Genomic DNA, 21,509 nt, shown 5'->3' on the forward strand with positions numbered 1-21,509 from the left:
GCTTGCTCCATCATGCGCGGGCCGGTCCCGCGCATCCACCTGCTGCGACGCGAATGAGAGGAAAGACCTGGGTCGGTACACAAGGCCTGTCCTCACGGCAGGCGCGCCTATCCCCGCACGTCGGCCTTCACCTGGTCCAGCAGTTCCTTCACCTTCGAGCCCTGCATCGCCTGGATGTCGTCCTGGTACTTGAGCAGCGCCCCCAGCGTGTCCGAGACGATCGCGGGGTCAAGCGCGACTGCGTCGAGTTCGACCAGCGCACTTGCCCAATCGAGTGTCTCGGCGACGCCCGGCGCCTTGAACAGCTCCTCCTTGCGGATCGCCTGCACGAAGGCGACGACCTGCTTTGCCAGCTTGGCCGGGGCCTCCGGTGCGCGCGCTTTCAGGATGGCAAGCTCGCGAGCCGTGTCGGGGTAGCCGACCCAGTGGTAGAGGCAACGGCGCTTCAACGCGTCGTGGATCTCGCGTGTACGGTTCGAGGTCAGGATCACGATCGGCGGCTCCGCCGCCTTGATCGTGCCAAGCTCGGGAATCGTCACCTGCGCGTCGGCCAGCACCTCGAGCAGGAAGGCCTCGAAGGCCTCGTCGGTGCGGTCGAGTTCGTCGATCAGCAGGATTGGCGCCCCGCCCTCCTGCGGCTCCAGCGCCTGCAAGAGCGGGCGCTTGACCAGATAGCGCTCCGAGAAGATGTCGGATTCGAGTCGGGCACGATCCCCCGCAGCGCCACCCGCCTCCGCGAGACGGATCGCCATCATCTGGCCCGCATAGTTCCACTCATAGACTGCGGAGGCGAGATCGAGCCCCTCATAGCATTGCAGCCGGATCAGGCGCCGCCCGAGCGCGGCCGCCAGCACCTTGGCAATCTCGGTCTTCCCCGTGCCGGCCTCGCCCTCCAGCAGCAGCGGTCGCTTCATGCGCAGAGCCAGATAGAGCACAGTCGCCAGCGCCCGATCGGCGACATAGCCCTGCGATTGCAGGAGAGAAAGCGTGGCGTCGATGGAACCGGGAGTTTTCAAGGGCTTCTCGCGACAAAAGAACAGAGCCAGTCAGGCGGCAGCTATGGCCTCGATCTCGAGAAGCCAAGCCTCGTCGAAGATCCCAGCGATGACGACGGAGAGCGCAACCTTCCGGTCGCCGAGGATCTCCTTGCGCGACTGCCGGCTCTCCGCGGCAAAGCGGCGATCGGAGAGAAAGGTCGTGACCTTGACGAGGTTGTCGAGCGTCATGCCGGCAGCGTGCAACTGGGCCTCGATATTGCGCCAGACCAACCGCGATTGTTCGGCAAAGCTCTCCGGCACCGTTCCATCGCGCGTGCTCGGAATCTGCCCGCTGATGTAGAGCTGTCGGCTCGCGCCGGAAACCAGCAGGGCCTGGGCATAGCCGCCGGCTGCTTCGGGCGCTTCGGGCGCCGTGATGACCATCTTGTCCATGTTCCGCTCGCAACCAGCCAATCAGCAAAAATCCTCCCCTGTGTGGGGGAGGATTCCGTCGCAGGTCAATCGGCTTCGGCTATTTGCCCGTCGCCCTGGCAACTGCTTCCCGTGCCATCACGCCAATCAGATGGGCCCGATACTCGGCATCGGCATGCATGTCGGCATTGATGCCCTTGGCCGTGTGCTTGATGCCATCGAGAGATTTCGCAGCGAACCGGGCCTTCAGGGCGGCCTCGGCCTCCGGCCAGCGGAAGACCCCGCCTTCACCGGCTCCCGTCACCGCGACACTGACCTCCGAGCCCCGCTTGGCCACGAAGACGCCGACCAGTGCATAGCGGGAAGCCGGGTTGCGGAACTTGGCGTAGCCTGCCTTCGACACCAGCGGGAAGGAGATCCTGACAACGATCTCGCCCTCCTCCAGCGCCGTCTCGTAGAGGCCGGTGAAGAACTCTTCGGCCGTGAGCTTGCGCTTGTTGGTGACAATGGTGGCGCCGAGCGCCATGAGCGCCGCCGGATAATCCGCCGCCGGGTCGTTATTGGCGACAGAGCCGCCAATCGTGCCGCGATGGCGCACATGCGGGTCGCCAATATGCGAGGCGAGATAGGCCAGCGCTGGGATCGCCTCCCGGACGACAGCCGAGTCCGCCACTTCGGCATGGGTCGTCATCGCACCGATGACGACATTGCGCCCCTTGCGCTCGATGCCCCTGAGATCGGCGCAACCGCCGAGATCGACGAGGTGTGTCGGCGACGCGAGGCGCTGCTTCATGGTCGGCAGCAGGGTGTGCCCGCCGGCCAGCAGCTTGGCATCCTCCTTCTTGGCGAGGAGACCAGCGGCCTGGCGGGCCGTGGCCGGGCGATGATAGGTGAAAGCGTACATCGTGTTGTCCTTTCAGATCACTCGGCGGCCATTCGCTTGATGCTCTTCTGCGCTGCGCGCCAGACCACCTGCGGCGTTGCCGGCATGGTGACCTCCTCATGGCCGAGCGCATCGGTGATGGCGTTGATCACGGCCGGCGGCGAGGCAATCGCGCCCGCCTCGCCGCAGCCCTTGATGCCCAGCGGGTTGGACGGGCACGGCGTCACCGTCATGCCGACATCGAAGGACGGCAGATCGTCCGCACGCGGCATGCAGTAATCCATGAAGCTCGCAGTCACGAGCTGGCCGTCCTGATTGTAGCGCGCCCCTTCGAGCAGCGCCTGGCCGACGCCCTGGGCAATGCCGCCATGGACCTGGCCCTCGACGATCATCGGGTTGATCACGATGCCGAAATCGTCGACGGCCGCCCAGCGTTCGATTCTGGTGATGCCGGTCTCGGGATCGATCTCGACCTCGCAGATATGGACACCGGCCGGGAAGGTGAAGTTCGTCGGATCGTAGAACGCACCTTCCTTCAGCCCCGGCTCGAGATCCTGCCCGTTGAACTTGTGGGCGACATAGGCCTGCAGCGCACAGGAGCCGAAATCGAGCGTCTTGTCCGTGCCCTTCACGCGGAAGTTGCCATCCTTGAAATCGATATCGGCCTCGTCCGCCTCGAGCACATAGGCCGCGACCTTCTTGCCCTTGGCGATGACCTTGTCGACAGCCTTGGCGATCGCGGACATGCCGACCGCGCCCGAACGGGAGCCATAGGTACCCATGCCCATCTGCACCTTGTCGGTGTCGCCATGGATGATCGAGACATTCTCGATCGGGATGCCGAGCCGGTCGCTGACGAGCTGGGCAAAGGTCGTCTCATGGCCCTGGCCGTGGCTGTGCGAGCCGGTCAGCACCTCGACGGTCCCAACGGGGTTGACCCGCACCTCCGCCGATTCCCACAGGCCGACGCCAGCCCCCAGCGAGCCGACCGCAGCCGACGGTGCGATACCGCAGGCCTCGATATAGGAGGAGAAGCCGATGCCACGCAGCTTGCCGTTGCGGGCCGAGTCGCGCTTGCGCTTGGCGAGCCCCTTGTAGTCGATGATCTCCAGCGCCTTCTTCATCGAGGCAGCATAGTTGCCGGTGTCATACATCATGATCACCGGCGTCTGATGCGGGAACTTCTTGATGTAGTTCTGCATCCGGAACTTGGCCGGATCCTTGCCGAGTTCGCGCGCCGCAATCTCGACCAGGCGCTCGACCACGAAGGTCGCCTCCGGCCGGCCGGCGCCTCGATAGGCATCGACCGGAGCCGTATTGGTGTAGACCGCATCGACCTCGCAATAGATCGCCGGGATATCGTACTGGCCCGACAGCAACGGGGCGTAGAGATAGGTCGGCACCGAGGACGAAAAGGTCGAAAGGTAGGCACCGAGATTGGCCGTCGTCTTCACCCGCATGCCGATCATCTTGCCATCAGCGTCGGTCGCGAGCTCGGCATGGGTGACATGGTCGCGCCCATGCGCATCGGAGAGGAAGGCCTCGGTACGGTCCGAGGTCCATTTCACCGGCCGGCCCACCTTCTTCGCAGCCCAGACGCAAACCGTCTCCTCGGCATAGATGAAGATCTTGGAGCCGAAGCCGCCGCCGACATCCGGCGCGACGACACGCAGCTTGTTCTCCGGCGCAATGCCGATGAAGGCGGAAAGGACGAGCCGCGCAACATGCGGGTTCTGGCTCGTTGTGTAGAGCGTGAAGGCGCCCTCGCCCTGGTCGTAATCGCCGACGGCCGCGCGCGGCTCCATCGGGTTCGGCACCAGGCGGTTATTGACGAGGTCGAGCTTCGTGACGTGCTTGGCCGCCTTGAACGCCTTTTCGGTCGCAGCCTTGTCGCCGAGATGCCAGTTAAAGACCGTGTTGTCGGCAGACTCGGCATGGACCTGGGTCTTCGAGCTCGCAGCACTCGCCGTGTCGACCACCGCCGGCAGCACGCCGTAATCGACGCCGATCGCCTCAGCCGCGTCCCTGGCCTGCGCCAGCGTCTCGGCCACCACGACCGCGACATGGTCGCCGACATAGCGGACCTTGCCCTGCGCCAGCGCCGGGTGCGGGCTGGCCCGCATCGGCGAACCGTCCTTGTTATGGATCATCCAGCCGCAGATCAGCCCACCGATCTTATCGGCGGCAAGATCCTCGCCTGTATAGATCCCAAGCACGCCCGGCATCGTCGCCGCGGCCTTGGCGTCGATCCTGTTGAGCGTGGCATGGGCATGCGGCGAACGCAGGAAATAGGCGTAGGTCTGGCCCGGCCTGTTGATGTCGTCGGTGTAGCGGCCCTGGCCGGTGATGAAACGGTGATCTTCCTTGCGGCGGACAGCGGCGCCGATTCCGGTTGCGGACATGGTGTTCCCTCCTCGCACAGCGCCTCTGGCGGACGCCTCATGGCTTGAGAACCGGCCTGCGCGGGAGCGCGCCGGCCGAAGGCGTCACTCGGCAGCCTTGCGCGTCGGCGCCGCCGCCTTGCCCATCGCCTCCGCCCCGGCAGCGATCGCCTTGACGATGTTGTGGTAGCCCGTGCACCGACAGATATTGCCATCGAGATCATCACGGATCGTCGCTTCATCGAGCGAATGGCCACGACGGCTCACCATATCGACCGCAGCCATGATCATGCCTGGAGTGCAGTAGCCGCATTGCAGGCCGTGATGCTCGCGAAATGCCTCCTGCATCGGATGCAGCACGCCGTTCACGGCGAGCCCTTCGATCGTCGTCACCGTGGCGCCATCGACCGAAAGAGCAAGCGTCGTACAGGACTTCACGGCTTTGCCGTCGAGATGGACGACACAGGCACCGCACTGGCTGGTGTCGCAGCCGACATGCGTACCGGTCAGTCGTAGGTTCTCGCGCATGAGCTGCACCAGCAGGGTGCGAGGATCAACATTCGCGGTGACGGCCTTGCCGTTCACCGTCAACGAAACCGTGGCCATGAGCACATCTCCTGGGACCCTACGTCCGGCGCCCGGCCAGTGACCCTCCCAGCCACTGAAATCCGGAGCCGGAGCCGTTCGCGAAACCTCTAGCCTCATCAGGCAGTTTTTTCTTGGAACAGCTCGAAACGGAATGTGGACCCGGGATTTTGCGCGGTCAAGCGCGATGGCGACAAGATGAAGCGGCGATTTTGCGGACTTTGAGTGCTGTTTTCGCCAAGCATCAACGCTGCACTGCAACAAACACACGCGTACGAAAACGCGCGCGAGAACGGCCTGCATTCGCAGAATGTTAACGCCGGAGATCACAGCTTTGCTGATCGCTATCGAAGCCTTGCTCGGGATCATGAACGTGTCGGTGTCGACCATCTCTGATCAAATCCAGCGGCGCCTGCGCGCCATCGGCTTCGACGAGGCCCAGCGCGAGCGCCTGCGAAGCTATCGCTCCATTGTGGACCGTGTGATCGAGGGCCTCGTTGCCAAGGATTTTGCCCGTGCCTTCGTGATCCATGCGCCCCTGCGCAGCACGGTGGAGCCCGTCGCCGAAACGCTCTATCCGGCCGAAGCCGCACATTTCAAGCAGCTGTTCGATGGAGAGTTCGGCGAAGCCTATTGCAATTCGATCGAGCGCTTATGTGTGCTGGAGCGCGTGGCCAAGGTCGGTCCACGCCCGCGGGTCTCGATCGCCTTCGCATTGTACCAGGCGATCTCGGTCGCCAGCCGTTGGCGCCTTGTCCTGTCGCCGAAGAAGGTGGGCCGCGATCTCTACATCATCGAGCGGATCCTGACCTACGACATCAACACCGCGATCACGATCGATCAGCAGATCGAGGCTGGCGAGGCCGAACGGCGCGGACAGGCCCTCGACAACGCCGCTGCGCTGATGAAGTCCCGCATCGGTCAGCTCGATACGACGATCAGCGGCGCGGTCGACCAGTTCGTCTCGACCTCGTTCGAGACGACCGAAGCCACCACCTTCATCAAGAATCAGATCGGTAGCCTCGCCCACGCCTCCGCCCTCGTGCGCGAAAAGGCGATCCAGACGGCTGCCGCCACAGAAGAGATGTCGGCCAACATCGCCGAGATCGGACACCGCGCCCGGCAAAGCCTCGCGATTGCCAATCGGGCCGTCGACGACGCGGAGGCGATGAATTCGGCCGTCGCAAGGCTGCGCGAGGTCACCGGCAGCATCGGTACCGTAGTCGGGCTCATCGCCGATATCGCGGCACAGACCAATCTGCTCGCGCTGAACGCAACCATCGAGGCCGCACGCGCCGGGGAGGCTGGCCGAGGCTTCGCGGTCGTCGCCTCCGAAGTGAAATCGCTGGCGACCCAGACCGCCAGCGCGACGCAGGATATTGCCCGGCAGATCGCCGAACTGGCCGCCAGTGCCGAGGTCTGCGGCGTCCGCTCTGCGTCGATCGGCAAGACGATCGGTGAGATCAGGGGCGATTCCGAAGCGATCTCGGATGCCGTCGCCCAGCAAAGCTTCGTCACGACCAGCATCGCCCGCGATGCGGCCGAAGTCGCAAACAGCTCCGACGAAGCCATCGCCAGTGCGACCGCCGTCAATGACGGACTTGCCACGACGGCAAGAGCGCTCGAGCGTGCCAACACAGCCGCGTCGGACATCGCGCTCCAGATCGGAGCGGCGGAAGCGTCCGTCAGCGAGGCTCTCGCGTCGCTGCGCAAGGCCTCGTAGATCACCGAACCGGATAGTGTATCCGGTTCGGTGATCTAACCTCCTGCGTTTGCATCGGATTTTCCGAGAACCGCATCCACGTTTCGGGCCGATGCTTTGGGCGCGCTCAGCCTTCGCTGACCGCCTTGGCGAAATTCGCAAAGAATTCGTCGGCAAGCTTCTTCGAGACCGAATCGATCAGTCGGGATCCAAGCTGCATCAGCTTGCCGCCGACCTGCGCCTCGACCTCGTAACTCAGCAATGTCTGCCCTGCTTCCGCGTCACTGAGCACGACCTTGGCGCCGCCCTTGGCGAATCCGGCGATCCCGCCCTCGCCCTCGCCCGCGATACGGTAGCCATTCGGCGGATCGAGATCGGCAAGCTCGACCTTGCCGCGGAAGGTCGCCTTCACCGGCCCGAGCTTGACCTTCACCACCGCCGAGAAATGCGTATCGTCGTCCTTGGTAAGCTGTTCGCAGCCGGGAATGCAGGCCTTCAGCACCTCGGCATCGTTGAGCTTTGCCCAGACCACATCCTTGCTGGCGGGTAAGGTGACCTCGCCATTCATCGTCATCGCCACGGCGTCACTCCTCCATCTTGGCTGCGCCGAACGGCCCATATTGCGGGCGAGCGCGCCTCGGGTCTATCCAAGGACCCATTGGTCTATCCTTGATCGGAAAGCGCCAGCCTAGACAAGGGGAGCGAGCCTGCATTGCGCCACGCATTTCCGAACACGCGGAGCCGCCATGACTGACCTGCCCGGTCTCTATGGCGAGCTCTTCGCCGATCACGAGATGGCAAGCCTGTTCGAAGACCGGGCACTTCTGCAAGGCATGCTGGATTTCGAGGCCGCGCTCGCTCGCGCCGAAGCGGCCGCCGACGTCATCCCCGCGGCCGCCGCCGACGTGATCGCGGCGGCCTGCAAGGCCGAGCTTTATGACATCGGCGCCATCGGCAGGGCCGCGACTCTTGCAGGCAACCCCGCAATCCCGCTGGTCAAGCAATTGACCGCCCAGGTCGCTGCGGTCGATCCGGAAGCGGCCAAATGGGTGCATTATGGCGCAACCAGCCAGGATGTGATCGATTCCGGCCAGGCCCAGCAATATCGCACGGCCTACCGGCTGATCCTCCGGCGCTCCGCCCGTCTCGCCCACGCCCTCGCCGACCTGACGAAGCGCCATCGAAACACTCCGATGATCGGGCGCACCTTCCTCCAGCATGCCGTGCCGATCAGCTTCGGCGTCAAGGTGGCGCAGTGGCTTGGGCCGATCGTTCGCTTCCACGACGATTTCATGATCTACGGCCAGGCTTCGCATCAGTTGGGCGGAGCAGCCGGGACCCTGGCCTCGCTCGGCGACAAGGCTGAAGCCGTGCTCCAGAATTTCTGCAGGACGATGCCGGCGATCGGCGCAGTCCTGACGCCCTGGCACACGGAGCGGCACCGGCCGGCGCGGATCGCGGCCGAGCTTGGCATCGTCCTGGGGCATCTCGGCAAGATCGCCCAGGACACGGCGCTGATGGCGCAGACCGAAATCGGCGAACTGGCCGAGCCGGAAGCGCCCGGAAAGGGCGGCTCCTCCGCCATGCCGCACAAGCGCAACCCGGTGCTGTGCACGCTGATCCTCGCCGGAGCGAAGCGCGCTCCGGGGCTGGTTTCGACCATGCTCGCAGCGATGCCGCAGGAGCACGAGCGCGCCATGGGCGGCTGGCATGCCGAATGGCGCACGCTTGCCGAACTCTTCATCATCGCCGGTACGGCACTCCATCAAAGTGTGGCGCTGATCGAGGGCCTGCAGGTCTTTCCGGAACGGATGCGGCAGAATCTCGAGCTCACCCACGGCCTGGTCATGGCCGAGCGGGTTTCGCTCGCGCTTGCGGCGTCGATCGGCCGGGCCGAGGCGCATCACCTGCTCGAGGAGGCAAGCCGCGACTGCGTGGCCAGCGGCAGGCATCTCAAGTCCATTCTCGCCGAGCATCCGGCGCTCGCCGGCCGCCTTGGTGAAAACGAACTCGACATCTTGTTCGATCCGGCGACCTATCGCGGAGCGAGCGACTGCATCATCGACCGGATACTCGCGCTCTACGAAGAAGAGCGCGAGTATAAGGACTGACATGCTGCAACTGACCGACGAGGAGCGGGCGATTGCCTCCGGCGCGCGAGGCGGTGGCTCAGCGATGGCCTTGCGTATCGTCGCCGAAGCCGCTCGCCTGATGGGTGCACGGAGGTTGATACCCGTTGCCTCGGCCCATATCGACGGCGCGCTCTACCACGGTGATTCCGGCACGCTCTTCGCGGAGAAACTGGTCGAGGGCGGCGCCAGGGTCGCTGTGCGGGCGACGCTGAATGTCGGCTCCCTCGCCCCCGCCGGCTGTGCCGTGATCCGCCTCGCCGCACATCAGCGCGATATGGCGGCCCGCATGATGCGCGCCTATGAGGCGATGGGCTGCGAACCGAGCTGGACCTGTGCGCCCTATCAGGCCGGACACCGCCCCGCACAGGGCAGCGACGTCGCCTGGGGCGAGTCGAATGCCGTCGTCTTCTGCAACTCGGTGCTGGGCGCGCGCACCAACCGCTATGGCGATTTCCTCGACATCGCCTGCGCGATTGCCGGGCGCGCCCCGGATTACGGCCTCCACCGCGCCGAGAACCGTGTCGCGGAGTTGCTGCTCGACGTCGGAGGGCTCTCGAAGGAGCTGCGCCGGTCGGATGTGTTCTATCCCGTGCTCGGCACCTTTCTTGGACGCGCTGCCGGGAGCACGGTCGTCGTAATCGAGGGGCTTCAGGATTGTACGACCGAGGACCGTCTAAAGGCGCTCGGTGCGGCTGCTGCCTCGGCCGGAGGCGTCGGCTTGTTTCATGTCGCCGGTGTCACGCCCGAAGCTCCTGATCTCGCCACGGCACTCGGGGACCGCCCCCCGAAACAGCGCATCGTGCTGACGCATCTGGAGGTGCAGGCGACCCTTGCGCGGCTCTCCACGGCAGGCACCACCGACCGTATCGACGCAGTCGCGATCGGCTCGCCACACCTTTCCCTGAAGGAGATGGGTGAGCTGGAAAACCTGCTCGCGGACCGCACGCTCTCTCGCCCGCTTTACGCCAATACCGGTCGCCACGTGCTCCAACCTCTGGAAGCGCAGGGGCGCCGCAAGCGCCTCGAAGCCGCCGGCGTCATCTTCGTCGTCGATACCTGCGTGGTGGTGACGCCGATCCTGCCCGAGATCGAAGGCGCGGTGCTGATGACGAACTCCGGCAAGTTCGCGCAATATGCTCCGGGCAATACCGGCTACGCCGTGACCTACGGCTCGCTCTCCGAATGCGTCGAGAGCGCCGTCGCCGGTCGCCTCGTCAGGGAGCCCCGGACATGGTCTTGAAGGGCGAAATCCTGATCCCCGGCGGCGACGTGAAGGGCGAGTGCCTGGCGCTCAGCGCAGCAATCAGCTTCTGGGGCGGCGTCGATCCGCGCACGGGCCTGATCATCGATGCGCGCCATCCCGAGCGAGACCGCAACATCGCTGGCACTGTGCTCGCCCTGCCCGGCACGATCGGTTCGTCCTCTGCCTCGGCCGTGCTGCTCGAACTCGTCCATGCCGGGAACGCGCCCGCGGCGATCCTGATGGATGCGCCCGATGCGATCCTGCTGCTCGGCCTCGTCGTCGCGCGTGAGATGGGTTGGCCGACGCCGCCGGCTCTGAGGCTGCCCGCATCGCAGCAAGCGGCGCTTGCAGGTAAGACGCTTCTGATCAGCAGCGACGGCAACATCGCGGTACAATAGGCCAGGGAGAGACAGGACGATGCCGATCGAGACCATCCGGGGCGAGCCCTTCAATATCCGCTTCGACGGGCCTGAGGACGCACCTGTCCTGATGCTCTCGAACTCACTCGGCACCGATCTGCACATGTGGGATCCGCAGATTCCCGAATGGACCAAGCAGTTCCGCGTCCTGCGCTACGACTCGCGCGGCCATGGCAAATCGACGGCGCCAGACCGGCCCTATTCGCTGGCCGAACTCGCCGGCGACGCGATCGGCATCATGGACCATTTCGGCCTGGACAAGGTGCACTGGTGCGGCGTCTCCAAGGGCGGAATGGTTGGGCAATGGCTCGCAACCCATGCCCCCAGGCGGCTCCACCGCGTGGTGCTGGCCAACACCTCCGCCCGGATGGGACCGCCCGATCTCTGGAACGGCCGCATCCGCAATGTCCGCGCCAATGGCATGGGGCCGCTGGTGCAGCCGACGCTGGAACGCTGGTTCAGCCCGGGTTTCCGCGAGCGCGACGGAAAGACCGTGGAGGCCGTGAGTGCGATGCTCACCACCACGCCACCGCTCGGCTATGCCGGCTGCTGCGCCGCGATCCGCGACATGGATCAGCGCGAGGCGATCTCGGCAATCGTCCTGCCCGTGCTGGTGATTGTCGGCGCGCTCGACCCGGCCACACCGCCCGCCGTCGGCCAGCAGATCGCCGATTCCATCCATGGTGCAGAGCTTGTCACGCTCGATGCCGCCCATCTCTCCAATCTGGAGCAGCCCGAGGCCTTCGGCCGGGCTGTTCTCGACTTCCTGAACGCCTGAGGAGGCCGCCATGGACGACGCCACCCGCTATGCCAATGGCATGAAGACCCGCCGCGCCGTGCTTGGTGAGGCCTATGTCGACAAGGCCAGTGCCGGTGTCACCGAGTTCAACCGCGACTGGCAGGAGTTCATCACCCGAACCGCCTGGAACGACATCTGGAACCGGCCGGGGCTGATCAAGCGTGAGCGCTCGCTCATCGTGCTTTCGATTGCAGCCGCGCTCGGCTCCTGGGGCGAATTCCGAATCCATGTCCGTGGCGCATTGAGCAACGGATTGACGCGCGACGAGATCAAGGAAGTGCTGATGCAGACGGCGATCTATGCCGGCGTGCCAGCCGCCAATCACGCCTTCAAGGAAGCAGCCATCGTCTTCGCCGAGGTCGACGAGGAAGCGGGAAAGGTCTGACGGCCCTTCAGACCTCGGAGAAGCCGCGCCGCCGGTAGACCAGCCCGCTGCCCTGGCCCCGGCCGCCGATCGCCACGACCTCTCCGATCAGGATGCGGTGGGTCGCGACACGGTGCACCTCGATCAGCCTGCAGTCGAAGGCGACAAGCGAGCCGACGAGTGCCGGCGCTCCGGTCACGAGCGTCGTCCACTCGGCCGTCGCGAAACGGGCCTCGCCTTCGATGCCCCGACGCCGCGCAAAGATCTCGGCGAGATCCCCGTCATCGCCCGCCAGCGTGTTGATGCAGAAAGTCCCGCTCGCCTCGATCGCGGCGAGCGTGCGGCTGATGCCGTCGACACAGACCAGCATGGTCGGCGGCGCGTCGGACACCGAGGCGACCGAGGTCGCAGTCAGGCCCGCGCGGCCCGTCGTGCCCCGCGTGGTGACGATATGCACGGCGCTCGTGACCTGCGCCATTGCCTGACGGAAGGCCGGCGCATCAGGAATGGCCGTTACATGGGGCACGGCCTGGAACGTCTTGGTCATCAGCCCGATCTGCAGGAATGGAGGTCTTCGCCGGCTGATGTAGGGATTTTCCGGCGCGATGGCCAGCGCACAGCCGCAATGTCATGCCGTCATGGGCTCCACGGCCCTCGAAATAGATATATCAATGGCGCGCGCCCCTCAATTCTCAGTCGCGGCCGAGCGTCGCCAGCAAGCCGGCGCGCAAGTGCTGCATCAGGGCATCGCTGGCTGCACTCGCCGCGGCAGGATCCTCCGTTGCCAGGGCCTGGGCGAAGGCGACATGATGCCCCGCCGCGGGCACCAGATCGTCCTCGCGCTCGAAATAGTACCAGGCGCGCCGGATCAGGGCCTGCAGCGGTTCGACGGCGCGTGTCGCATAGGGGCTGCGTGCGGCGGCGGCGACCGCCGCATCGAGCTCCTTGTCGAGCCGCATATAGGCATTGGCATCGCCGGCCTCGGCTGCAACGCGCATGGCGCGCGCCTTCTCGATGATGACGATGCGCTCGCGCGGACTCGCCCGCTTCGCCGCATCCGATGCGATCAGCCTCTCCAGCACCTCTCGCGCATCCAGAGCAGCCATGATGTCGATGGCGTTGATGCCGGTGACGACGACGCCCTTGCGCGGCAGGATGTCGACCAGCCCCTGCTGTGCGAGGCGGATCAGGGCCTCGCGAACCGGCGTGCGCCCGACCCCGACGAGATCGATCAACTGGGCTTCGGTCAGCACCGCGCCGGGCCTCAGGGAGAGCGTCACGATGGCCTCCTCGAGACGGCGATAGGCGGTCTCCGAGAGGCTCGTCGCAGCGCCGGGCGGAACACGCACATCCGTCTCGGGAGGCAGCTGGGTTTCTTCGTTGGAGCGCATGCTCATTTCGCTCCCGCGGGACGGAAGGCGAGKATTGACGCGACATCCAGCATTGATATATCACCATGACCGATACGGGCCGGCCGCAGCCGCAATGCAATCTGCAAGCGAAACGTCCTCATACGCAAGAAGCATTCTGCGATGACGAAATGCATCAGCGCCCTGCCTTCCGGACCACCAGGCTCACGCCCCACTGACGAGCTCGACTTCGCCGAGATCGCCCCGCGCCGATCGCTTCGCGGCGCATATCGGCGTCGACGATCTCTCGCCAAATCTGGTTGCAGGGCCGAGACCGGAGCAATCCGTCGCTGGACCTATTCGCGGCTCGACGTCGCGGCGCGACTCGGCCAGAACATCAAGCTGGTCGAGGCGGCGGTGATCAACTCGCGTGATCGCCACATGTATCGCACGGGAGGGTGCGGAGCGCGCCTGCCTTGCGGCCGTCGTCAAGGCAGCGAAAGCCAAGTGGCTAGCCTGCCGAAACTCTGATCCATTCTCCGGGAGGTACCGTGGCCTTTACCTGCACGACACCCGCCGTTCCAACCGTCCAGCAGGACGACGAGACGATCCGCATCACCCGTTGGGACTTCGAGCCCGGTGCCGTGACCGGCTGGCACAGCCATGGCTGGCCCTATTTCGTCATCATGCTGTTCGACGGCACGCTGCGCATCCATGACGGGACGAATGTCACCGACGTTCCGTTGGCTCAGGGCCAGGCCTATATGCGCCCGGCCGGCATCCAGCATGACGTGATGAACGGCTCGGACCATCCGATCGCCTTTATCGAGATCGAGGTGAAGAAGCCGGGCGCCCTGAAGGAGCTCAGCCTTTCATGAAGATCGCGATCGTCGGAGCAGGCATTGTGGGCATCGCCACTGCGCATGCCCTGCTTGACGACGGTCACGAGGTTCTGATCATCGATAAGGAAGGGCCGGCCTTCGGCCCTTCACGCGGCAATGCCGGCTGGATGGCACACACGGACATCCTGCCGATTGCGAGCCCGAAGAACCTGCGGCAGGTGCTGAGATTCCTGGCCGATCCGCTTGGACCGCTCGCCATCCGCCCTGTCTATCTGCCAAAGCTCCTGCCCTGGCTCGTCCGCTTCATCCTGGCCGCGCGCCCAGCCGCCTATGAACGCTCGATCCAGGGCCTCGGCGCCCTGCAGCAACAGGCGTTGCCGGCCTGGCTGAAACTGGCCCAGACCACGCATCTCAGCCGCCACATTCATCGCAATGGCGGTCTCTACGCCTTCACCGACAACGCCGCCTTCGCGGAAGCTAGGCGTATTGCGCAGCGGCAGGCCGAATTTGGCATCAAGGTCGAGATGATCGGCCCTGACGTGCTTCGCCAATTCGAACCCGCCCTGAAGGACCGCTTCGTCGGAGCAGCGTTCCACCCCGAGACCGCCCATATCAGCGACCCGCTCGAACTGTCGCTCGCCCTTTTCGAGGCGGCGCTGGCGCGCGGCGCCCAATTCGAGAAGGCCGAGGTCATCAACCTCTCAATGGCCGCGCGCCCTGCCCTGATCGGCCGCGACGGCTGGCAGCGCGTGGTCGACCGCGCCGTGATCGCCGCAGGAGCCTGGTCGAGGCCGCTCGCTGCCGCTCTCGGAAACGCTGTGCCGCTCGAGACCGAGCGCGGCTACAATGTCAGCTTCCCCGGCAGCACGGGGCTGACATCCCGGCCCATCGGTTTCGAAGGGCATGGCTTCGTCATGACCCCGCTCGACAGCGGCTTGCGCATTGGCGGCGCGGTCGAGTTCGGTGGCCTCGATGCACCACCCAATCCCGCGCGGACGCGGGCGCTCTATGATAAGGCCGCCAACCTCGTCGACGGCTTGCCTGCCTTCGGCAGTGGCCGTCTCTGGATGGGTTTCCGGCCGTCATTGCCGGATTCCCTACCGGTGATCGGCAAGGCAGCGCGCAACCCAAGCGTCGTGCTCGCCTTCGGACACGGCCATTACGGCATGACGCAATCTGCGGTGACCGGCGGCCTCGTCGCCGATCTGATCGCCGGTCGCCCGTCGGCGATTGATCTCGGCCATTTCAGCCCGAACCGGTTCTGAGGGGCGGCATGGCTGATCCCGACCTGATCATCCATATCAATGGTTGGCCGGGCTGCGGGAAACTGACCATCGGCCGCGAGCTGGCGAAGCGGCTGGGCGCGCCCCTCACATCCCCCGACGCACGACCATGCCGCCAAGGGCGGCAGTGCCAGGACGTTATTATACCTTCGATCGAGGGCTGGCCCCGGATGATCGACGACAGCACGATCGTCACCGACGATCGCGCCCCGCAGACCCGCGGCTGCAAGGTGACCGATCGCACCCGACAGCCCCTGCCAACACCCGTTTTACTTGCACGAAGGAGGATGCCGCACCGCACAACAGACAATCATCTTGCGCCAAATTGGCGCTGCACTGCACAGAATTCTGCCTGTTTCGAGAGCAAGCGGTCCGAGATTGCTTTTGACAGAAATATGGCATGGGTGGATTGTCGCAGGCGCAAGCCATTGGTAGCTCTGCATAGCAATCGCATCCCGCATGCGTCGGCGTCATGCCGGCGAAGAGAACGGGAGCTGGTTCGAGGGGTTAGACGTCGTCAATGGAAGTATTCCTCCAGCAGCTCATCAACGGGCTGACCCTGGGGTCGATCTACGGCCTCATCGCCATCGGCTACACGATGGTCTTCGGAATCATCGGCATGGTGAACTTCGCCCATGGCGACGTTTTCATGCTCTCCGCGTTCATTGCGCTGATCTTCTTCATGCTGATCGCCTCCTGGTTCGGCGCCGGCCTCATCGTCCTGGCATTGATCTTCGTGCTGGTGCTGGCGATGTTCTTCACGTCGCTGTGGAACTGGACGATCGAGCGTGTCGCCTACCGGCCGCTGCGCGGTTCCTTCCGACTGGCCCCACTGATTTCGGCCATCGGCATGTCGATCTTCCTGACGAATTTCGTCCAGGTCGTGCAGGGCCCGCGCAACAAGTCGATCCCGCCAATGCTGAACAAGTCGATCACGCTGATCGACAGCGCGACCTACACGGTCCAGATCTCCTACAAGCAGATCGTCATCATCCTCACCACCGCGATCCTGCTCGCCGCCTTCTGGTTCATCGTGCAGAAGACCTCTCTGGGTCGCGCCCAGCGCGCCTGCGAACAGGACCGCAAGATGGCCGGCCTGCTCGGCATCGACGTCGACCGCACCATCTCCATCACCTTCGTGATGGGCGCAGCGCTCGCCGCCGTCGCCGGTGTGATGTACCTCGTGCTCTACGGCGTCGTGAATTTCGCCGACGGCTTCACGCCAGGCGTGAAGGCCTTCACCGCGGCGGTTCTGGGTGGCATCGGCTCCCTTCCCGGCGCCGTGATCGGCGGATTGCTGATCGGCCTGATCGAAGTGTTCTGGTCCGCCTATTTCACCATCGACTACAAGGACGTCGCCGCCTTCTGCATCCTTGCGGTGGTGCTCGTCTTCATGCCGTCCGGGATCCTCGGTCGTCCCGAAGTCGAGAAGGTCTGACGCATGGCTCCCGTCACACAGTTACCGGCCGCACGCCAACTCGACATGATGAAGGCGCTGAAGGAAGCCGCCTTCGCCGCCGTCGTCACCTTCGGCCTGTGCATCCCCATCATCGCCTGGGGCACACGCCAGAACCTCGACAACGTCCTCGTCCTCGATCCACGTTGGGACGCCGTCGCCTGGGCTGTTGCGATCATCTTCGTCGGCCGCTTCCTGATGGCGTTGCGCCAGCAGAAGCGCGGCGAAGGCAAATCGGTGGTGCGGCTGCTGCCACATGGCACGATCGGCTTCTTCCAGCGCCATTCGCGCCTGTTCTCACTGGCCGGGCTCGGCTTTCTCGTCACTTTCCCGATCATTGCCATCACGCTGGCGGGCTGGGGCGGCGCGCTGAAGTGGATCGACAATTTTGGCGTTCAGATCCTGATCTACGTCATGCTCGGCTGGGGGCTGAACATCGTTGTCGGCCTCGCCGGCCTGCTCGATCTCGGATATGTCGCCTTCTACGCCGTCGGCGCCTATTCCTACGCGCTGCTCGCCAAGAATTTCGGCCTGTCCTTCTGGATCCTGCTGCCGATGTCCGGGATCCTCGCGGCCTTCTGGGGCATGCTGCTCGGCTTCCCCGTCCTCAGGTTGCGCGGCGACTATCTCGCTATCGTCACCCTCGCCTTCGGCGAGATCATTCGCCTCATCCTGATCAATTGGGTCGAGTTTTCGAACGGCTATGCCGGCATCTCCGGGATTCCGCGCCCCACCTTCTTCGGCATCCCGTTCACGGCCGCCGATGATGGCTTTGCCGCAGTGTTCGGGCTCGAATTCTCGCCGCTCTATCGCACCATCTTCCTCTACTACGTCATCCTCGGACTGGCCCTGCTCACAGCGTTCGTCACGCTGAGGCTGCGTCGCCTGCCGGTCGGACGCGCCTGGGAGGCGCTACGAGAGGACGAGATCGCCTGCCGCTCGCTCGGCATCAACACCACCAACACCAAGCTGACGGCCTTTTCGCTCGGTGCAATGTTCGGTGGCTTCGCTGGCTCATTCTTTGCTGCACGCCAGGGCTTCATCTCGCCTGAGTCTTTCGTCTTCATGGAATCGGCGATCATTCTCGCCATCGTCGTGCTCGGCGGCATGGGCTCGCTCTGGGGCGTCGCCATCGCGGCCAGCGTGATGATCGGCGGCACCGAACTCCTGCGCGAACTCGATTGGCTGAAGCAGATCTTCGGCCCCGATTTCGATCCGACCAAATACCGCATGCTGATCTTCGGCTTCGCCATGGTCGTAATCATGATCTGGAAGCCACGCGGACTGATATCGACACGCGAGCCGACAGCCTTTCTCAAGGAGAAGAAGGCGATCTCGGCCGATATGGTCCAGGAAGGCCACGGCTGATGACAACCCCTCCTCTGCTTCAGGTCGAACATCTGACGATGCGCTTCGGCGGCCTGACCGCCGTCAACGATCTTTCCTTCGAGGCACGCAAGGGCGACATCACCGCCCTGATCGGCCCCAACGGAGCCGGCAAGACCACCGTCTTCAACTGCATCACGGGCTTCTACAAGCCGACCGAAGGCATGATCACGCTGACCCAGGACAGCGGCGCGAGCTTCCTGCTCGAGCGCATGCCCGACTTCCGGATTTCCTGGAAGGCCAAGGTCGCCCGCACCTTCCAGAACATTCGCCTGTTCGGCGGCATGACCGTGCTGGAGAATCTGCTTATCGCGCAGCACAACCCGCTGATGATCGCGTCGGGCTTCACCTTCCTCGGCGTGCTCGGCATCGGCGGCTACAAGGCGCGCGAGAAGGAAGCGATCGAGAAGGCCAAGTTCTGGCTGGAGAAGATCAACCTGATCGATCGCGCCGACGATCCGGCCGCCGACCTGCCCTATGGCGATCAACGCCGCCTCGAGATCGCGCGCGCCATGTGCACCGACCCCGTGCTGCTCTGCCTGGACGAACCCGCGGCGGGCTTGAACCCGCGCGAGAGCCACGATCTCAACACGCTTCTGCTCTCGATCCGCAAGGATATCGGCACGGCCCTGCTGCTGATCGAGCATGACATGTCGGTGGTGATGCAGATTTCCGATCACGTCGTGGTGCTCGACTATGGCACCAAGATCTCCGACGGCACCCCGGCCGAGGTGCAGGCCGATCCGCGCGTGATCGCGGCCTATCTCGGCGTCGACGACGAGGAAGTCGCCAAAGTGGAAGCAGAGGTCGGATTGTGATGACGGACGCCGCGCCTCTGCTCTCCGTTCGCGGGGTCAAGACCTATTACGGCAAGATCATCGCTCTGAAGGGCGTCGATGTCGACGTGCATGAGGGTGAGATCGTGACGATGATCGGCGCCAACGGCGCCGGCAAATCGACGCTGATGATGACGATCTTCGGCAATCCGCAGGCCCGCGAAGGCACAGTGACCTATGAGGGCCGGGACATCACGAAGCTGCCGAGCCACGAGATCGCCCGGCTGGGCATCGCGCAATCGCCGGAAGGACGCCGCATCTTCCCGCGCATGACCGTGTTCGAGAACCTGCAGATGGGCGCCGCAGTGCGCGACCTCGCCCATTTCGAAGAGGATCTCGAAAAGATCTGCGAGCTCTTTCCGCGCATTCGCGAGCGCCTGCAGCAGCGCGGCGGCACACTTTCGGGCGGCGAGCAGCAGATGGTGGCGATCGCGCGCGCGCTCATGGCGCGGCCGAAGCTGCTGCTGCTCGACGAGCCGTCGCTCGGGTTGGCGCCACTGATCGTCAAGCAGATCTTCGAGGCGATCCGCGAACTCAACCGGACGCAGGGGCTGACCGTGTTCCTGGTCGAGCAGAACGCCTTCCACGCCCTGAAGCTCGCCCATCGCGGCTATGTCATGGTCAACGGCGTCATCACCATGAGCGGCACCGGCCAGGAACTGCTGGCGAACCCGCAGGTGCGCGCCGCCTATCTCGAAGGCGGGCGGCACTAGAGCCGTATGACGTATCGCGTTTCAGAGCGACATGCGGTCGACATCAGGCTCACGATCCTAGGAGCACAACGATGCAAGGCATAATCTACGAGGAGCCGACCATCTGGTTGTTCCTGCTGGTCACCGTCATCATGGGCGGCTGGGCGGCCTGGATGACCGGGCGGGCGGTGGCGATGACCTGGCGGCCGGCATTCCAGCTGGTGCTCTATATTCTCGTGCTGGGCCTCTTCGTCCGCTTCATCCATTTTGCCCTGTTCCAGGCCACCCTGCTGACCCTGCACTATTATATCATCGACACGATCGTGCTGATGGCCTTCGGCTTCGCCGGCTGGCGCTACAACCGCGCCCGGCAGATGACGACGCAATATCGCTGGCTCTATGAGCGCACCGGACCCTTCGGCTGGAAGCCCCGGGAAGGCGGCTAACCCCCTCCGAAAGAGCGAAAAACCACACCGAGCTTGCCGCGTGACAGACCGTCGAAAAAGCGCAAGACTGCATTTCACGGTGGCACCACGCGCCGAGACGGGCCGAAACTTTGGCCCGTTCATAGTGACAATACAGGGGAGTCTCATCTCATGAAGAAACTGCTGTTGGGCGGTATCGCGCTCGGCGCGGTCCTCGCCTTCTCCGGCGTGGCCAATGCTCAGATCAAGCTCGGCGTAGGCGGCCCGATCACCGGCCCGAACGCAGCCTTTGGCGCGCAGCTCAAGAACGGCGTCGAGCAGGCGGTGGAGGATATCAATGCGGCCGGCGGCGTGCTCGGCCAGAAGATCACCGTCTCGGTCGGCGACGACGTCTCCGATCCGAAGCAAGGCGTCTCTGTCGCCAACAAGTTCGTCGGCGACGGCGTCAAGTGGGTGGTCGGTCACTTCAACTCCGGCGTCACGATGCCGGCATCCGAAGTCTATGCCGAGAACGGCATCCTGATGATCAGCCCCTCGGCCACTAACCCGAAGGTTACCGAGCGCGGTCTCTGGAACACCTTCCGGACCTGCGGTCGCGACGACCAGCAGGGCAGCGTCGCCGCCGCCTATCTTCTGAAGAACTTCAAGGACAAGAAGATCGCCGTCGTCCACGACAAGACGACCTATGGCCAGGGCCTCGCAGACGAGACCAAGAAGGGCCTCAATGCCGGCGGCGTCAAGGAAGTGCTCTATGAAGGCGTGAATGCGGGCGAGAAGGACTTCTCGGCCCTCGTCTCCAAGATCAAGGCGGCCGGTGCCGACTACCTCTACTGGGGTGGCCTGCACACCGAAGGCGGCCTGATCGTACGCCAGATGCGCGACCAGGGCCTGAAGACCGTGCTGGTCTCCGGCGACGGCATCACCACCGACGAGTTCGCCACGATCGGCGGTCCCGGCGTTGAAGGCACGCTGATGACCTTCCCGCCGGACCCGCAGAAGCGACCCGAGGCGGCTGCCGTCCTCAAGAAGTTCGAGGCGCGCAAGTTCAAGCCGGAAGCCTATACGCTGTACAGCTACGCCGCCGTGCAGATCATGGCCGAAGGCGCCAAGCGCGCGAACTCGACCGACCCGAAGAAGATAGCCGCCGCGCTCCATGGTGGGGAGGCCGTGAAGACCGTGATCGGCGACATCTCCTTCGACAAGAAGGGCGACATCACCCGTCCGGACTACACCGTCTACACCTGGAAGAAGGGCGCCGACGGCAAGATAACCTACGTCGAGAATTGATCTCGGCTGCTAATCGATCCTGATCCGACCATCCCG

General features: G+C 64.5%; 21 protein-coding genes and 1 pseudogene. 14 read left to right on the forward strand and 8 right to left on the reverse strand.

What is annotated here, in order from left to right; all coding sequences use genetic code 11:
- Window positions 1–107 precede the first annotated feature (107 nt).
- The 5 genes from AC1DGP_RS15815 to AC1DGP_RS15835 all read right to left on the reverse strand — a co-directional run bounded on the left by AC1DGP_RS15815 (window position 108) and on the right by AC1DGP_RS15835 (window position 5,279).
- Entirely contained in the window at window positions 108–1,016 is a 909-nt protein-coding gene (locus tag AC1DGP_RS15815; protein ID WP_113514152.1) for an AAA family ATPase, read from the reverse strand.
- A 30-nt stretch (window positions 1,017–1,046) separates the two neighbouring features.
- The gene (locus tag AC1DGP_RS15820; protein WP_441491442.1) at window positions 1,047–1,430 is read right to left on the reverse strand and encodes a RidA family protein; all 384 of its coding nucleotides are present in this window, start codon (window positions 1,428–1,430) and stop codon (window positions 1,047–1,049) included.
- A gap of 79 nt (window positions 1,431–1,509) precedes the next feature.
- Window positions 1,510–2,313: an FAD binding domain-containing protein gene (locus AC1DGP_RS15825; protein WP_441491443.1), complete on the reverse strand. Its 804-nt coding sequence runs from the start codon at window positions 2,311–2,313 to the stop codon at window positions 1,510–1,512.
- 17 nt (window positions 2,314–2,330) lie between these two features.
- Window positions 2,331–4,694: a xanthine dehydrogenase family protein molybdopterin-binding subunit gene (locus AC1DGP_RS15830; RefSeq protein WP_441491444.1), complete on the reverse strand. Its 2,364-nt coding sequence runs from the start codon at window positions 4,692–4,694 to the stop codon at window positions 2,331–2,333.
- Window positions 4,695–4,778: 84 nt separating this feature from the next.
- Window positions 4,779–5,279: a (2Fe-2S)-binding protein gene (locus AC1DGP_RS15835; RefSeq protein ID WP_476832320.1), complete on the reverse strand. Its 501-nt coding sequence runs from the start codon at window positions 5,277–5,279 to the stop codon at window positions 4,779–4,781.
- Between the two features lie 358 nt (window positions 5,280–5,637).
- Here AC1DGP_RS15835 and AC1DGP_RS15840 point away from each other — a divergent pair, with 358 nt between their 5' ends.
- A complete protein-coding gene (locus AC1DGP_RS15840) occupies window positions 5,638–6,981 on the forward strand; it encodes a methyl-accepting chemotaxis protein (protein ID WP_441506187.1) in 1,344 nt (447 codons plus the stop codon).
- 106 nt (window positions 6,982–7,087) lie between these two features.
- Here the strand turns inward: AC1DGP_RS15840 and AC1DGP_RS15845 are convergent, their stop codons facing one another.
- Entirely contained in the window at window positions 7,088–7,540 is a 453-nt protein-coding gene (locus tag AC1DGP_RS15845; protein ID WP_069880024.1) for an SRPBCC family protein, read from the reverse strand.
- Window positions 7,541–7,706: 166 nt separating this feature from the next.
- Here AC1DGP_RS15845 and pcaB point away from each other — a divergent pair, with 166 nt between their 5' ends.
- From pcaB to AC1DGP_RS15870, 5 genes are read left to right on the forward strand one after another with little or no spacing between them, the layout of a single operon-like run.
- Window positions 7,707–9,071 (forward strand): 3-carboxy-cis,cis-muconate cycloisomerase, encoded by a 1,365-nt coding sequence (gene pcaB, locus AC1DGP_RS15850; RefSeq protein WP_476832299.1) that lies wholly within the window; start codon window positions 7,707–7,709, stop codon window positions 9,069–9,071.
- Window position 9,072: 1 nt separating this feature from the next.
- Window positions 9,073–10,332 (forward strand): aconitase X, encoded by a 1,260-nt coding sequence (locus AC1DGP_RS15855; RefSeq protein ID WP_476832300.1) that lies wholly within the window; start codon window positions 9,073–9,075, stop codon window positions 10,330–10,332.
- Window positions 10,323–10,733 carry an aconitase X swivel domain-containing protein gene (locus tag AC1DGP_RS15860; protein WP_476832301.1) on the forward strand — a complete coding sequence of 137 codons (411 nt, stop codon included), beginning with the start codon at window positions 10,323–10,325 and terminating at the stop codon, window positions 10,731–10,733. Before AC1DGP_RS15855 ends, AC1DGP_RS15860 begins: the two co-directional genes overlap by 10 nt.
- A gap of 19 nt (window positions 10,734–10,752) precedes the next feature.
- Window positions 10,753–11,532, forward strand: a complete 780-nt coding sequence (gene pcaD / locus AC1DGP_RS15865) for a 3-oxoadipate enol-lactonase (RefSeq protein WP_476832302.1) — start codon at window positions 10,753–10,755, stop codon at window positions 11,530–11,532.
- Window positions 11,533–11,542: 10 nt separating this feature from the next.
- Window positions 11,543–11,938: a carboxymuconolactone decarboxylase family protein gene (locus AC1DGP_RS15870; protein ID WP_476832303.1), complete on the forward strand. Its 396-nt coding sequence runs from the start codon at window positions 11,543–11,545 to the stop codon at window positions 11,936–11,938.
- Window positions 11,939–11,945: 7 nt separating this feature from the next.
- Here AC1DGP_RS15870 and AC1DGP_RS15875 read toward each other — a convergent pair whose 3' ends face one another.
- Window positions 11,946–12,464, reverse strand: coding sequence for a flavin reductase family protein (locus AC1DGP_RS15875; protein WP_441491450.1), 519 nt, complete (start codon window positions 12,462–12,464; stop codon window positions 11,946–11,948).
- Window positions 12,465–12,609: 145 nt separating this feature from the next.
- Window positions 12,610–13,308 carry a GntR family transcriptional regulator gene (locus tag AC1DGP_RS15880; RefSeq protein ID WP_441506194.1) on the reverse strand — a complete coding sequence of 233 codons (699 nt, stop codon included), beginning with the start codon at window positions 13,306–13,308 and terminating at the stop codon, window positions 12,610–12,612.
- Between the two features lie 509 nt (window positions 13,309–13,817).
- Between AC1DGP_RS15880 and AC1DGP_RS15885 the strand changes: the two genes are divergently transcribed.
- The 8 genes and pseudogenes from AC1DGP_RS15885 to AC1DGP_RS15920 all read left to right on the forward strand — a co-directional run bounded on the left by AC1DGP_RS15885 (window position 13,818) and on the right by AC1DGP_RS15920 (window position 21,473).
- Entirely contained in the window at window positions 13,818–14,144 is a 327-nt protein-coding gene (locus tag AC1DGP_RS15885; RefSeq protein ID WP_441506195.1) for a cupin domain-containing protein, read from the forward strand.
- Window positions 14,141–15,373: an NAD(P)/FAD-dependent oxidoreductase gene (locus AC1DGP_RS15890; RefSeq protein WP_476832304.1), complete on the forward strand. Its 1,233-nt coding sequence runs from the start codon at window positions 14,141–14,143 to the stop codon at window positions 15,371–15,373. The genes AC1DGP_RS15885 and AC1DGP_RS15890 overlap by 4 nt, the downstream gene beginning before the upstream one ends.
- Before the next feature lie 538 nt (window positions 15,374–15,911).
- A complete protein-coding gene (locus AC1DGP_RS15895) occupies window positions 15,912–16,829 on the forward strand; it encodes a branched-chain amino acid ABC transporter permease (RefSeq protein ID WP_113514119.1) in 918 nt (305 codons plus the stop codon).
- 3 nt (window positions 16,830–16,832) lie between these two features.
- Entirely contained in the window at window positions 16,833–18,215 is a 1,383-nt protein-coding gene (gene livM, locus AC1DGP_RS15900) for a high-affinity branched-chain amino acid ABC transporter permease LivM (RefSeq protein WP_113514117.1), read from the forward strand.
- Window positions 18,215–19,024, forward strand: a pseudogene (locus AC1DGP_RS15905) (ABC transporter ATP-binding protein); the annotation flags it as partial. The gene livM and the pseudogene AC1DGP_RS15905, both read left to right, overlap by 1 nt.
- Before the next feature lie 26 nt (window positions 19,025–19,050).
- Window positions 19,051–19,782 carry an ABC transporter ATP-binding protein gene (locus AC1DGP_RS15910; RefSeq protein ID WP_113514113.1) on the forward strand — a complete coding sequence of 244 codons (732 nt, stop codon included), beginning with the start codon at window positions 19,051–19,053 and terminating at the stop codon, window positions 19,780–19,782.
- Window positions 19,783–19,853: 71 nt separating this feature from the next.
- A complete protein-coding gene (locus AC1DGP_RS15915) occupies window positions 19,854–20,207 on the forward strand; it encodes a DUF6867 family protein (RefSeq protein ID WP_441506197.1) in 354 nt (117 codons plus the stop codon).
- 150 nt (window positions 20,208–20,357) lie between these two features.
- Window positions 20,358–21,473 carry a branched-chain amino acid ABC transporter substrate-binding protein gene (locus AC1DGP_RS15920; protein WP_113514109.1) on the forward strand — a complete coding sequence of 372 codons (1,116 nt, stop codon included), beginning with the start codon at window positions 20,358–20,360 and terminating at the stop codon, window positions 21,471–21,473.
- Window positions 21,474–21,509 lie beyond the last annotated feature (36 nt).

The organism is Allobosea sp. 05T433 (assembly GCF_056396065.1).

Excerpts from the sequence above, each read along its gene's own strand:
- AC1DGP_RS15890 (WP_476832304.1), top strand. The coding sequence starts at position 14,141 with ATGAAGATCGCGATCGTCGGAGCAGGCATTGTGGGCATCGCCACTGCG.
- pcaB (WP_476832299.1), top strand. The coding sequence starts at position 7,707 with ATGACTGACCTGCCCGGTCTCTATGGCGAGCTCTTCGCCGATCACGAG.
- AC1DGP_RS15820 (WP_441491442.1), bottom strand. The coding sequence starts at position 1,430 with ATGGACAAGATGGTCATCACGGCGCCCGAAGCGCCCGAAGCAGCCGGC.
- pcaD (WP_476832302.1), top strand. The coding sequence starts at position 10,753 with ATGCCGATCGAGACCATCCGGGGCGAGCCCTTCAATATCCGCTTCGAC.
- AC1DGP_RS15910 (WP_113514113.1), top strand. The coding sequence starts at position 19,051 with ATGACGGACGCCGCGCCTCTGCTCTCCGTTCGCGGGGTCAAGACCTAT.
- AC1DGP_RS15825 (WP_441491443.1), bottom strand. The coding sequence starts at position 2,313 with ATGTACGCTTTCACCTATCATCGCCCGGCCACGGCCCGCCAGGCCGCT.
- AC1DGP_RS15880 (WP_441506194.1), bottom strand. The coding sequence starts at position 13,308 with ATGCGCTCCAACGAAGAAACCCAGCTGCCTCCCGAGACGGATGTGCGT.
- AC1DGP_RS15860 (WP_476832301.1), top strand. The coding sequence starts at position 10,323 with ATGGTCTTGAAGGGCGAAATCCTGATCCCCGGCGGCGACGTGAAGGGC.
- AC1DGP_RS15835 (WP_476832320.1), bottom strand. The coding sequence starts at position 5,279 with ATGGCCACGGTTTCGTTGACGGTGAACGGCAAGGCCGTCACCGCGAAT.
- AC1DGP_RS15870 (WP_476832303.1), top strand. The coding sequence starts at position 11,543 with ATGGACGACGCCACCCGCTATGCCAATGGCATGAAGACCCGCCGCGCC.
- livM (WP_113514117.1), top strand. The coding sequence starts at position 16,833 with ATGGCTCCCGTCACACAGTTACCGGCCGCACGCCAACTCGACATGATG.
- AC1DGP_RS15855 (WP_476832300.1), top strand. The coding sequence starts at position 9,073 with ATGCTGCAACTGACCGACGAGGAGCGGGCGATTGCCTCCGGCGCGCGA.
- AC1DGP_RS15915 (WP_441506197.1), top strand. The coding sequence starts at position 19,854 with ATGCAAGGCATAATCTACGAGGAGCCGACCATCTGGTTGTTCCTGCTG.
- AC1DGP_RS15895 (WP_113514119.1), top strand. The coding sequence starts at position 15,912 with ATGGAAGTATTCCTCCAGCAGCTCATCAACGGGCTGACCCTGGGGTCG.
- AC1DGP_RS15875 (WP_441491450.1), bottom strand. The coding sequence starts at position 12,464 with ATGACCAAGACGTTCCAGGCCGTGCCCCATGTAACGGCCATTCCTGAT.
- AC1DGP_RS15830 (WP_441491444.1), bottom strand. The coding sequence starts at position 4,694 with ATGTCCGCAACCGGAATCGGCGCCGCTGTCCGCCGCAAGGAAGATCAC.
- AC1DGP_RS15920 (WP_113514109.1), top strand. The coding sequence starts at position 20,358 with ATGAAGAAACTGCTGTTGGGCGGTATCGCGCTCGGCGCGGTCCTCGCC.